11 protein-coding genes and 2 pseudogenes are annotated in these 12,327 nt (G+C 58.4%); 7 read left to right on the forward strand and 6 right to left on the reverse strand.

Going from position 1 to position 12,327, the window contains the following annotated elements; all coding sequences use genetic code 11:
• The 3 genes and pseudogenes from NW835_RS01765 to NW835_RS01775 all read left to right on the forward strand — a co-directional run.
• Positions 1-121, forward strand: a pseudogene (locus NW835_RS01765) (IS630 family transposase); the annotation flags it as partial.
• Positions 122-247: 126 nt separating this feature from the next.
• On the forward strand, positions 248-574 hold the full coding sequence (locus NW835_RS01770) for a PD-(D/E)XK nuclease superfamily protein (protein WP_414414359.1): 327 nt from the start codon (positions 248-250) through the stop codon (positions 572-574).
• Position 575: 1 nt separating this feature from the next.
• A complete protein-coding gene (locus NW835_RS01775; RefSeq protein WP_414414360.1) occupies positions 576-1,532 on the forward strand; it encodes a DNA adenine methylase in 957 nt (318 codons plus the stop codon).
• On the opposite strand, the gene NW835_RS01780 is transcribed toward NW835_RS01775, so the two are convergent.
• Positions 1,529-2,710, reverse strand: a complete 1,182-nt coding sequence (locus NW835_RS01780) for a glycosyltransferase family 2 protein (RefSeq protein WP_414414361.1) — start codon at positions 2,708-2,710, stop codon at positions 1,529-1,531. The two genes, NW835_RS01775 and NW835_RS01780, sit on opposite strands and share 4 nt — an antisense overlap.
• A 106-nt stretch (positions 2,711-2,816) precedes the next feature.
• Here NW835_RS01780 and NW835_RS01785 point away from each other — a divergent pair, with 106 nt between their 5' ends.
• Positions 2,817-3,161 carry an STAS domain-containing protein gene (locus tag NW835_RS01785; RefSeq protein WP_414378579.1) on the forward strand — a complete coding sequence of 115 codons (345 nt, stop codon included), beginning with the start codon at positions 2,817-2,819 and terminating at the stop codon, positions 3,159-3,161.
• 48 nt (positions 3,162-3,209) lie between these two features.
• On the opposite strand, the gene NW835_RS01790 is transcribed toward NW835_RS01785, so the two are convergent.
• Positions 3,210-4,031, reverse strand: a complete 822-nt coding sequence (locus NW835_RS01790; protein ID WP_414378581.1) for a tetratricopeptide repeat protein — start codon at positions 4,029-4,031, stop codon at positions 3,210-3,212.
• Positions 4,032-4,185: 154 nt separating this feature from the next.
• Positions 4,186-4,605: pseudogene (locus NW835_RS01795) on the reverse strand (RNA-guided endonuclease TnpB family protein); the annotation flags it as partial.
• A gap of 200 nt (positions 4,606-4,805) precedes the next feature.
• On the opposite strand from NW835_RS01795, the gene NW835_RS01800 reads away from it, so the two are divergent.
• Positions 4,806-5,840, forward strand: a complete 1,035-nt coding sequence (locus NW835_RS01800; RefSeq protein ID WP_414366836.1) for a 2Fe-2S iron-sulfur cluster-binding protein — start codon at positions 4,806-4,808, stop codon at positions 5,838-5,840.
• Between the two features lie 8 nt (positions 5,841-5,848).
• Here NW835_RS01800 and NW835_RS01805 read toward each other — a convergent pair whose 3' ends face one another.
• From NW835_RS01805 to larC, 3 genes are all read right to left on the reverse strand, one after another.
• The gene (locus NW835_RS01805) at positions 5,849-7,636 is read right to left on the reverse strand and encodes an NADPH-dependent assimilatory sulfite reductase hemoprotein subunit (protein WP_414414362.1); all 1,788 of its coding nucleotides are present in this window, start codon (positions 7,634-7,636) and stop codon (positions 5,849-5,851) included.
• A 167-nt stretch (positions 7,637-7,803) separates the two neighbouring features.
• Entirely contained in the window at positions 7,804-9,798 is a 1,995-nt protein-coding gene (locus NW835_RS01810) for an ABC transporter ATP-binding protein/permease (protein WP_414414383.1), read from the reverse strand.
• Positions 9,799-9,989: 191 nt separating this feature from the next.
• Positions 9,990-11,183, reverse strand: a complete 1,194-nt coding sequence (gene larC, locus NW835_RS01815; protein WP_414365448.1) for a nickel pincer cofactor biosynthesis protein LarC — start codon at positions 11,181-11,183, stop codon at positions 9,990-9,992.
• A 123-nt stretch (positions 11,184-11,306) separates the two neighbouring features.
• Here larC and NW835_RS01820 point away from each other — a divergent pair, with 123 nt between their 5' ends.
• Positions 11,307-11,807 (forward strand): pentapeptide repeat-containing protein, encoded by a 501-nt coding sequence (locus NW835_RS01820; protein WP_414365441.1) that lies wholly within the window; start codon positions 11,307-11,309, stop codon positions 11,805-11,807.
• A gap of 89 nt (positions 11,808-11,896) precedes the next feature.
• Positions 11,897-12,327, forward strand: a 431-nt coding sequence (locus NW835_RS01825; RefSeq protein WP_414414363.1) for an NAD(P)-binding domain-containing protein, incomplete at its 3' end; no start/stop codon positions are given.

Below are 12,327 nucleotides of genomic sequence, written 5' to 3' on the forward strand. Positions count from 1 at the left end.
GAGTAGCTCGGAGTTTACGCGGTCAAAGAGCTTATCATTATCATCAGAAATACAAAGGAGAAAGCATATTGTGATTGGATCTATTTCCTTGAGAGGGGTAGTTGGCTATCATGTCATCAAGGTTAGGACAGTGAGGACTTCTTTACTACTGATCAATTCATCTTGTCTGTGAGGAGTTTTCTCGATGCCAGGAAAAGGAACAGCACCTAAAAGTGGTGACAAATGAGAGTAGCGAGTTGTTGCTCTGGTGCAATCTCTTGGATTGAAGACACAAGCAAGAGTCAAAGCAGCACGAAGGCTTTGGGGGCAGCAGCGGTATATTGATGTGGTCACTAGCGATGAGAAAAGCGGCAAACGACTAGGAGTAGAGTATAAGTTTCAGGCGACGTCAGGTACAGCAGAAGAGAAGATCCCTGCAACCATTCAAGATATGGAGCACTGGCCTATTCCAGGGATCGTGGTAATTGATGGCGAAGGGTTCTCAAAAAACATGCAAGGATACCTGATGTCTACAGGGAAAGTGGTTTGGTTTAGCGATTTAGAAGATTGGCTACGTTTGTATTTTGGATTGTAACATGAGTGATTTGCTTCTTCCGCGACCCTTTCTAAAATGGGCTGGCAGCAAGACACAACTGACAGACGCCCTATTGGAGCGGATGCCCGTCTATTTCAACACTTACCACGAGCCTTTTGTTGGGAGTGGTGCGCTTTTCTTTCGCCTGTACAGAGAACGCAAGATTAAACAGGCAATTCTTTCTGATATTAACGCCGAGTTGATAGATACTTACCTGGCTATTCGCGATCATGTTTGGGAAGTTATTCAACTACTTTCTGAATTTCCATACGATAAAAATTTTTATTACCAGATTCGAGAGAAAGATCCTTGGTCAATGAGTCTTGTAGAACGAGCTGCACGCATGATTTACCTAAACAAGACAGGCTACAATGGTTTGTATCGGGTCAATCGGCAGGGAAAGTTTAATGTTCCTTTTGGACGATATAAAGCTCCAAAGTATCTGGACAAAGATAATCTTTTAGCCGCATCCCTTGCCCTACAACATGTTGAAATTTTGTGCGTGCCATTTGAGACAGTTATCGAGAGAGCCAAGCCGGGCGACTGGGTGTATTTCGACCCACCTTATGTTCCTGTCTCGCAAACATCAAACTTTACTTCCTATCATGCCAACGGCTTCACCTTAAAGGATCAAGAGCGACTACGAGATATTTGCATTGACTTGAGCAAGAATAACGTGTACATCACGCTTTCTAATTCTGACACTGCAATCATTCGCTCTTTGTACGCTATGCCCTTCTTTGCCGTTGATGAGGTTCAAGCAAATCGGGCTATCAACTGCAAGGGGGCAAAGCGAGGAAAAATCACGGAGCTAGTGATCACAAACTACCCTGTTGAAAGAACGGTGCAGCTATGCTTACTCGAGCAGGGGTTGCCTTATTTGAATGCCACCCAACAGGCGCCTGCCTCTGCTGCCGCTCCGCTGCGCTTCGGCGTCGCTCCTGAGGCAATAGACTAGTAGGTGCGCCCGCGCCAAGAGCGGGGGCGACTGAGGGCTGACAAGATCACCCGTAGGACAGCCAAGGGATCCGCCAGGGGCGAAGCCCAGAATGTCCACGGGGGATCCTGGTAGGAGCTGCGAATGCCTACCAGCACGCCCAAGCGCAGGGCGAGTAGGCCTAAGTTTAGCCCCAACAGAACCTGCTCTGTTAGGGAAAAGGGCAACCCCATCCCGGCCTTGATCCCCAGCCCCCCAACTGCCAAGACTGGGATCCCTTGGGTAAGCACCAGTAGGGCGATATCCCCCCACAGGTGAGCCTTGGGAGTGGCGTCTTTCAAATCCAGGGAGCGGCCCCACTCCCGCCAGGTTTCGCCAAAAGAAGTGTACATGCGCACCTTGAGCAGGTGCCGACCATCGCAGAAAGCTACCTTAAAGCCGGCTGCCGCGATCTGCCGCACCAAGGTGACGTCGTCGCAAAAGGAGGCCCGCGCCAGCGTGTAGCCGTTCATGGCTTCCAGCACCGAGCGGCGCACCAACATGCACTGCCCATTGGCCATCGTCCGCTCCGGCAGAGCAGCCGTGTCCCCTGCCGCCCCATAGCGGTAGATCAGGGTTGTCAAAAGAGCCGGCTGCAGCCAAGCTTCTCCCCAGTGCTCCAAGATAAACTGCGGCGCCAGGGTGATGAGATCCAGCTGGTTGGCCTGGGCAGTTTCCAGCAAGCGCTCTACCAGGCCTGGCTGGGGGCGGGTATCGGCATCAATACCCAGGATCCACTCAGAGGCGGGATCCGACTGGAGAAATCCGTAGTGCAACGCCCAGGGACGACCTACCCAGCCACTGGGCAGGGGATCGTCGGTCAAGAGGCGAAAGCGGGGATCCCGCTCGGCCATCTGCAGCACTTTCTCGCGGGTGCCATCCTGGGAGTGGCTATCCACCACCAGCACCTCGCGCACAACCGCTCCCTGGCGGTGCAGCCCTTCCAGGCAGGGATCCAGGCGCTTGGCTTCGTTGAGGGTGGGCAGTAGGACGCTGACCAGGCCCGGCGGGAAAGGGATCCCCGCTTGGCCAGGGGGCAGAGGGGAAGGGCGCCACACAGCGGGCAGCAGCCGGGCCAGCAACACCGCTGCCATCGGCAGCTGCAGGGCCAGCAAACCCAGGGCAGCCGCATCCCCTATCGGGATCCCGTGCGTATCCATTGGAGCTACCTTCCTACATCAAACAAAAAGTTGCCTGGCAGAACCCAACCCGGCGGCTTTGGTTCAGAATCAATGTGGCTCCCGCCCTTGACTTTCTCAGCCCTTTGTGGATGTTTCCACCCAGCTCAGCCCCAAAGGATCTCTTGTCACCCTGGTCAAGCTTCCGGCAGGAAAGCTGGATCCCGCTTTGGTGCGGAAAGAGCTGGGCCAAATTCTCGCCGAGAAACCCAAACACCTCTTACTGGATCTAAGCCAGGTTACGCTGATCGACAGCATGGGGGTGTCGGCTTTGGTGTGGGCAAGACGCACCTGTACTCCCGCCGGCTGTCATCTCAAGCTCTGCGGCTTAGGAGAACAGGCCAAGCTGGTTCTCAAGGTTACCCATCTGGATTCCCTCTTCGAGATCTATCCGTCGGTGGAAGCCGCCCTCAAGGATGTCTCCGAGTCCTGAAGGGGAGAGCTTGTTACAAGTTTTACCGCATCCTCAAATCAAAACCCCCTAGGGGCTAGTCTCCTGGTTCTCAACAGCCTGGGGCTGGTTTCTTTGGGCGTAGAGCTGCGCCTGTTGCCGGATTTCCTCCCGCACCTTGGGCGGGGCCAGGCGGGCCGCTTGCTCAAACAGATCAGGGGCTTGTGCCCGTAGGTCGGCATCGGCAGCAGAGCTGAGGGCTATTGCCTTGCCCAATACCGGGGCAAAATCACTGGGATCCGCTGCAATCATCTCATCATAAAGGGCCACCGCTTTTCCCGTCTGGTTGTTGCGGGCGTAGATAAAGGCCAAGCGCAGGCGGACATCGTTATCTTCCGGTACTTCTTTCAGGTAGTTCTCCAGCAGGTCAATGGCTTCAGAAGTGTGGCCCAGAGCCAGTTGAACATCGGCCAGCTCCTGCAGAACTTGGCCATCTTTGGGATCCTTTTTGTAGAGAGCTTGAAGCTGCTCCAGCGCTCCTTCCAGATCCCCTGTCTCCCGCTGAATTTGAGCCAAAAAAGCTCGCAGTTGCCGATTTTCCGGCTCCAGTTCCACCAGCTTCTTCAGCGGCTCAATGGCCCCTTGCGGCTCGTTGAGCTGCAGTTGCGTGTCAATTAACCCCCGCAGGGCAATGGGGTTATCCGGCTCCCGTTCCAGCACGGCCCGGTAGCCGTCCGCCTGGGCCCGCAGTTGCTCGGTAACCAAATTGGCGGTGTCTGCCGAGTCAGAAGGCCCCAGTGCCTGCAGTATCGGGCCAAAGGAGAAGCCCAGGAACATGACTGCGCCAAACACCAGCATCAGGGCTTCCAGGAATTTGCGGAGGGGCGATTTGTCAGGTTTGGACTGAGGCATGAAGGGGCTCGCACAAAATCTCTCTGTACTCTATCATTCGCTCCCTTGGAAGCACAGCAGCGGCCTGTTGTCGAGAACAGCGCCAACATTCACCCGTAAACTACCCGGCTCCGACTGCTAAGCGGTACGGAGCGGGCTTCTGGTAGCCCTGCAGTTGGTAGTTGCCAATTGCCAACTCAAAGCGTTCCCGCCCCTCGACGGTGGTCAGCGACACCGTCCAGTCTTTTTGCCGAAAAGAAAAGGTGCGAGCGTCAAAGGACTCCGTCCCGCTAGCGCGAAAGGTCACAAAGCCGCCCTTGAAGGCTTTGACCGGACGATTCTTTTGCCGGGCAACCTTGCGCGAGCCAGCAACCCGCCTGCACACCTGTTGTGCCAGGTTGCTGGATAGCCCGAAGCGGGTACGGATCTCGCGGTAGCAGAGAGATTGGAGCTTAACGGCGTTGACTATCTTCTCCGGTGTGTTCTCATTCACCCAGTTCAAGGCTTGTGCAAAAGCGTCTAGCGTCGCATCCAGCTTGGCGGCTTGCGACACAGACACCTTGAGCTTGCAGGAGATGGTCAGGGCTTGGTCTATGCTCCCATTTTATCTCATCAGATGCTATATTGTTGTCCGGCTTCTTGCATTCCTCCCGACGCAAGGACTCCGTCCCGCTTCGCGAACAGCTACGCCAGAGCGCGGGGCTCCTGCGGTTTCTAGCTGAAAAGGGGTATCCAAATCCAGGTCAGGAACGTATAGGCTTTAGGCGCCCAAGAACGGTTTGCCGGCACCCAACTATGCGGATCACTTGCTACCCCGATAACCTCACCTTTGAGGCCAATCCTCTGCTCACGATCTTGGAAAACCTACTGCAGGCCGGGGTGCGCCATGTCCATGCCTGTGGCGGCAATGCCGCCTGCTCCACCTGCCGGATCATGATTTTGGAGGGCAGCCAAAATTGCCGTAGCATGACCCCTGCTGAGAAGAAGTTGGCCGAACGGCTGGATCTCCCCGTGCATATCCGCCTTGCCTGTCAAACCCGCATCACCGGGGATGTGACGCTGCAGCGGCTGGTGCTCGATAGGGCAGATGTGGAGGTGGCCCAGCATCAACTGCAGGCTCAGTCCATCGGCGAGCAGACCACCGCCGCCATTCTCTGCGCTTCGCTGTGGGGGACGGCCAATTTCGACGAGGAGAACTTTCCCTACGATGTTGTTTACACTTTGGGTCGCCACTTCGTCCAAATGGAGTCGGTGGTACAGCGATACCAAGGAGTGTTGGCCAACCAAAGCGGGCTGAGAAGTCTGGCCCTGTTTGGCTTGGGACAACCCGAACGGGCAGTACGGCAGGCTCTGCAGGCGGGGTTGGCGCTTTTGCAATCGGTGGCGGAGCTGAACAGGTTTCTGCGACAGCTCACTTACCCAGAGGTCCGGCTTACCCTCGGGATCCACCATGGCCCAGTGATCCTACTCCACATCGACCCACAAGAGCCGCGGCGAGTTTCAGCCTTTGGCAAGGCAGTGAGTTTTGCCACCTGGCTGGGATCCCTTGCTGAACCCCTCGATCCCCCCAAAAAGCCCCAGGAGAGGCCGAACTCGCGGCTGTTGATCTCGGCACCTGTGTATCGAGCAGCGCAGGACTTGTTCTTGCAGGTGGAGCCCCTTGCTCTGAAGCCTTCCCCTGAGGCCAAGCCGATTCAGGTCTTTAGGGTGCTGCCTGGTCAGGTCAAGTTGCCTGTTGATGAAGAGCCAACTCCGCAGGCCGTGACGCCCCAACCCACCGGCTGGCTAGAGGCGCTGCAGGAATGGCTGCGGGCCTGGTCGCGCTTCTGAGGGATCCCCTAGAATCCAGCACCGACCTGCTGGAGCTGCTGCAGCTGGGCCTGTAGGTAGGGGATCCCCACCCGGTGGCAGTAGTCGCCGAAGCGCTCTTGGGGGTGACGTTCCCGTTTGTAGACCTGCAGAAGAATTCTCATCAGCGGCACGATCTGGCTGATGTGCACCCGATCCTGAAACGGCTGGGCCAGGCGATCCCCTTGCGGGCTGGCCCCCAGCCAGATTTGGTAGTAGCCATCGGGGGCGGATCCCACCAAGCCGAGCTCTGCCAAGTAAGGCCGGGCACAGCCATTGGGGCAGCCGGTCATGCGCACCAAAAAGGGCGAATCCTGCAGCCCCAGCTCCTGCAACACCTGATCCAACTGGCGAATCAGGGTGGGCAGGGCTCGCTCCGACTCGGTAATGGCTAAGCCGCAGGTGGGAAGCGCCGGACAGGCCATGGAGAGCCGCACCAGCTCCGGAATCTCCTCTTTGGAAAGCACCCCATGGGACTTGAGGATCTGGTTAATGGCTTCTCGCTGGCCCTCCTCGATGTCGACGAAGATCACGTCCTGCGTAGGAGTCAGCCGCAGGTGGAGGGAAAATTCCTCTACAATCTTGCGCAGGGCCGTTTTCAACTGCCGCTCCGGCGTATCCTGAATGCGGCCATTTTCAATGGAGAGGCCCAAAAACCAACGGCCATCCCCTTGCTCGTGCCAGCCCAGGTAGTCGTCGCTGTTGGGGACAAACTTGGGCATGCGCCGGAAGGGCAGTAGCTTCTCCCCCAGGTACTGCTCGACCACACGGCGAAACTTGCGGATCCCCCAGTCGCGCACCAGATACTTCAGCCGTGCCTGCTTGCGGTCGTAGCGGTTGCCGTGATCCCGCTGCACCGCCAAAATCGCCTGGCAAACCCGGTACACCGCTTCCGGCGGGGCAAAGCAGAGCTTCTGGGCCAAAAGGGGTTGGGTCTCCTCCTTGCCGTGGGTGCGCCCCATGCCGCCGCCCACCACGATGTTGAAGCCCTTGAGGTTGCCCTTGCGGTCGGTGAGGACGATCAAACCCAGGTCTTGGGAGTACACATCGACGGTGTTCTCCCCGGCTACGGCGATGGCCGTCTTAAACTTGCGGGGCAGATAGACCGGGCCATAGAGAGGTTCCGGCCCCTCCAGCCTCACGCCGTTGCCCACAAACTGCTCGGCTTCCTGGACTTCCGGATCCACCGGCGGGATGGGAACTGGCTCTCCATCCACCCACAGCTCGTAGTAGGCAGAAGTCTTTGGAGCCAGGAGATCCGCCAGCTTGCGGGCATACTCCTGGGCGTAGCGGTAGGCAGGCCGGTTTTTGTAGGGGGCGACTGGTGCCATGACGTTGCGGTTGACATCGCCACAGGCGGCCAGGGTGGATCCCATCTGCCGGATGATGCTGGCAATGGTGGCCTTGAGATTTTTCTTTAGGATCCCGTGGAGTTGAAAGGTCTGCCGGGTGGTGGCCCGCAGGGTGCCGTTGCCGTACTCCTCGGCCAGCCGATCCAGGGTCAAGTAGAGCTGCGGCGGCACATGCCCCCCCGGAATGCGGGTGCGCAACATCATCTCGTAGGCCCGCTCCCGTCCCTCCTGCTTCCGCTGCTGCCGCAGATCCCGGTCGTCCTGCTGGTAGGCGCCATGAAACTTGAGCACCTGCACCGCCGCCTCGCTAAAGTGGGTGGTGTCTTGGGCCAGCTCCTGCTGCAAGGGATCCCGCAGGAAATGGCTATCTGCCTTGATCTGCTCCACCTTGGAGCGCTTGGCCTCAGAGCCGACAAGGGAGCTCATCTGATTCTCCAGTAATCCGGTCGGAATACTTGTGAAACAGGGTAGCATCTCCCCTGGGCCGCGTCTAGTTCTATGGGTTTGAGGTGGAACAGCCTACCCCCCTCTCCCAGAGGGAGAGGGGCCGGGGGTGAGGGGTACCAGGGCAGCTTGAGAGCTAAGGCAGCGCTCTAGCCGGCCAGGGCCAGGCGGGCGCCGTATTCTGCTGCCGACCAGAGTTTCCAGGCAGAGTTGCCCTGTAGCTCCAAGACCAGGTCGTGGTAGGCCAGGAGAGTGGGGCGGTGGCCGACGCTGACGTAGGTGGTGTTGAGGTGTTGCAGTTGCCGGTAGAGCAGCTTTTCGTTGGCCACATCCAGGGCGCTGGTGGCCTCGTCCAAAATGGCGTAGCGAGGCTGAGTAATCAAAATGCGGGCAAAGGCCAGGCGCTGCTGTTCGCCCAAGGAGAGGGTGCTGGCCCAATCTTTCTCCACGTCAAAGCCGCCCACCCGCTCCGGCAAATCGGCTAGGTTCACCTGGGCCAAAACCCGGATGAGATCTGCATCGCTGAGATCCCGGCGACGACCTGGATAGAGGAGTTGATCCCGCAGGGATCCCAGCAGCATGTAGGGCTTTTGCGGCAGGAAGAGCATCTCGGTGGTGTCGGGGCGGGCGATGGATCCCTGGCCGTTGTTCCACAGGCCGGCAATGGCCCGCAGCAGGGAGCTCTTGCCGCTGCCGCTGGCCCCCACAATGAGCAGCCGTTGGCCCGCCTCTAAACTCAGGGACAGATCCCGCACCAGGGTTTGTTCCGAGTTTGGTGTTAGCAAAGTAACGTGCTGCAGCGCCAGTTGGGGAGCAATGCGAGTTTGGATGGTGCTCTCCCGGTCGCGGGTGTGGCGCAGGGCCGGATTCTCCAACGTTTCGTAAAAGGACCCTAGACGGTTGATCCCGGCGGCAAAGCTGGAGATGCTTTGGATCTGGTTGGCCACAATTGAAAGGGCACTCAGCACCTGGCTAAAGGCAATGGTGGCTTGGGTAATGGTGCCAAAATCCCGCACGCCGCTAAAGTAAAGGGGGGCCACAATTACATAGGGCACAATGCGCGTGAAATAGTTATAGGCATACTGAAAAATGTCAATAATGGCCTGCCAAATGATTAACAAGTCAAAGTTGCGCAGGGCAGCGGCAAAGCGATTCAAGATCTGCCTCAGCTCTAGGTCTTCTCCCTGGTAAAAGGCGATGGACTCAGCGTTGTCCCGCACGTGGACTAGGCTGTAGCGAAAATCGGCCTCGTAGCGCAGTTGATCGAAGTTAATTTTAATCAGCTTGCGACCGGCCAAAATGGCAATGCCGGTGCCGATGGTAGCGTAGATAACCAATCCCACCGCCAAGGGGCGGGAGATGCTGTAGAGGATGCCGGTAAAGGCGTAGAGGGTGAGGATCGAGTCGAGAATATCCAGCAAAAAAGAAAGGGTAGTGCCGGTAAAGGAGCGAACGTCTTCGGAGATGCGCTGGTCGGGGTTGTCGATTTCGGTGTTGGCGGCGTTGGAATCCAGCTCGTAGTAGGCCCGGCGATCAAAGTAGCGATCCAGAAAGTGGTCGGTCAGCCATTCCCGCCAAAACAGCCCCAGCTTCAGCCGTGTATACCGATAGATCACCAAAATGGGAATGGCCGAGATGATCAACACCCCGTAGATGATTAAAAACTGCCAGAAGGTGTTCTCTTCTTTTTGTTGTAGGGCGGTGTCGATAAACCGAAAGATAAAGCTGATCATCACGTTTAATCGGTTTACCGTTAAAGATAGAAACAGCAAAAAGGTCAACAACAGCCATTGCAGCCAGCGCCGCTGAATCTGGCGCCACACCAGCCCAAAGGCCAGGCTGCTCAGAGCCAAGCTGGCTGCGGCCACCCAAAGCAGCGGCGAGGCCAAGCTTCTCTCCGTTTGCGCCACCAGCCCGGCTGCTACATTGGTAAAAAACTCTGGGAACAGGGCCTGACCAACCAAGGTCACCCCAATCTCCACAAAGAACATCAAGGCAACCACAAACACCATGGCCGCTGCCAGCAAGCCAAAGAAAATCCAGCCCCCGTAGCGCACCCGCGGATAAAAGTAGGGCTGAGCTACCGTGATAAAGCGGTCCCAAAGTTTGCGGTCGAAATTAAATTGAGCGGCTTGGGATTCCATGGTTGTGGTCGTGGTCAAGAGGGTGGGATCGACATCTTTCAGGCTAGCAGGCCAGGGATCCCTTCTTGGTCCACCAGGAGCAAATCCCTTCGCCTCTGAGGAAGAGCCTCGCTGCCCATGCTGAGCCAGTGCTGGTAGGGATTATGTCCAGCTCCTGCGCGGGAGCCTACTTTTGCCCAAAGCTTCTGTTTTCAGTCGGGATCCCCTTGCAACCGCTTTTGCCAGGCCGCTTGGGCCGCCAGCCACACCGTCTGAACCGGCACGCGAAACGCTTGGGCGCGGGCCACGCAGTCGCGGAACTCCGGCTGGGCGTTGACAAGGCGGCCATGGTGATAGGCCACCTTGATGTCCACCAGGCCGTAGGGGGTTTCCACCCGCTCGATCCGCCGCTCCAGGACGGTGCGCTGCTGCTGGGAGTGGCGGATGCCCAGGGTGGTGGTTTCCCGGAAGATGAGCTCCTGGCACTCCGGCACCCGATCCGGCGGGCAGATTACCGTCAACAACACCCCCGGCCGTCCCTGCTTCATGGTGATGGGCTGGGTAAACACGTCCCAGGCGCCGAGGGCCAGCAACTGCTCGCAGGTATAAGCAATCACTTGGGGGTTGAGGTCGTCAATCTGAGTTTGCAACACTGAGACGATCTCGGTTGGCTCTTCCCCCTGGGACTGACCAATCCAAAGACGAAAGATGTTGGGAATGGGCAACTCGCGGCTGCCGGCCCCGCGCCCCACTTTTTCCAGCCGCAGCGGTGGACAGGGCCCAAACGCTTCTGCCAGCGCCACCGCCAGGGCTGCGCCAGTGGGGGTAACCAGCTCGGCCTCCACGCCGTTGCTAAACACTGGCACCCGTCCCATTTCCCACAGCTCAATCACCGCCGGCACGGGCACCGCCAGTTGGCCATGTTTGGTGCTCACCCAGCCACCGCCAATGGGATGGGGAGAGGAGATCACCCGCTCCACCTGCAGCCAATCCAGGCCGATACAGGTGCCGACGATATCCACCAGGGCATCGACGGCCCCCACCTCGTGGAAATGCACTTTTTCTAGGGGCACCTGATGGACTTTTGCCTCTGCCTGCGCCAGTTTCTCAAAAACTTTGAGGCTGCGGGCCTTGACCGCAGGGGCCAAGCGGGATCCGGCAATCAAAGCCTGGATCTCCCTCCAGGAGCGGGCGGGCGGGGACTCGTCCAACACCTCCACCACCGCTTGCAGAGCCGGCTGGCCGCACCGCTGCACCCGGCATACCTGCAGGCTGTATTCTCCTTCGATGCCCAGCGCCTGGAGCTGCTGGTTGAGATACTCCAGGGGCACCCCGCAATCCAGCAGAGCCCCCAAGCACATATCGCCGGCAATGCCTGCCGCACAGTCCAAGTAGGCCACCTTCATAGCAGCGTTGAAACGGGAGGGACGGCTCCACTCAGTTTTGCCCAGAGTGGTGGCGATGCCAACGGGAGGGGCTGCCGCCAAGGCCAAAATAGGAAAAACTTCAGCCGCAAGGAGGGATCCCAAATGCTGTTGCAGCCCAATCCTTGGATCCGCTTTTCCCTGGGGATCCTGCTGGGGGCAACGCTGTTGCTGTGGGGATCCCCGGCGGGATCCCAAACTCGTCTCAACTTTAGCAATGCCGATCTGCAGGGGCAGGATCTGTCGGGTCAGGACTGGCGGGGCAGCAGTTTTGTCAGCGCCAACCTGCAGGGTGCCGATCTGCATGGGGCCAACCTTGCCGGCGTGGCCTTTACCAAAGCCAATCTGGCGGGGGCCAACCTGGCGGGGGCAGATCTCAGCAACAGCCTGTTGGATCTGGCCAACCTAGCAGGCGCCGACCTCAGGGGGGCCAACCTCAGGGGAGCCATTGCTGCGCGGGCGGTTTGGCAAGGGGCGCAGATTGGCGGCGCTGACTTTAGCGACGCCTATGTGGATCGGGCAGCCCTGCGGGAATTGTGCCAGCGGGCTGAGGGATCCCATCCCGTAACAGGCGTTGCCACCCGCGCAAGTCTAGGCTGTCCCTGAAAGCCGGCAAAGGTGAAAAAAACAGGATCCCTGAACCCTCTTGGCTGGATTGCCCTTTAGATTGGGGAAGGTGTTGACCCTGCCCCACCATGAGCAAGCCCAGCTTCGCAGTCATTGGCCTAGCGGTGATGGGGGAAAACCTGGCCCTCAACGTCGAGCGCAATGGCTTTCCTGTTGCGGTCTACAACCGGACGCGCGCCAAGACCGAGCAGTTCATCCAAGGGCGGGCCCAAGGCAAGCAGATTACCCCCGCCTACAGCCTGCCCGAACTGGTGCAACTGTTGGAGCGGCCCCGCAAAATCTTAATCATGGTCAAGGCAGGCCCGCCGGTGGATGCCATCCTCGACGAGCTCAGGCCGCTGCTGGAGCCAGGCGACATCCTCATCGATGGCGGCAACTCCCTCTACAGCGACACCGACCGGCGTGCCGAGGCCCTAGAAGCCAGCGGGATCCACTTTGTCGGCATGGGGGTGAGCGGCGGGGAAGAAGGTGCCCTCAACGGCCCTAGCCTCATGCCCGG

The organism is Synechococcus sp. OH2, assembly GCF_047462155.1.
Classification (GTDB): Bacteria; Cyanobacteriota; Cyanobacteriia; order Thermostichales; family Thermostichaceae; genus Thermostichus.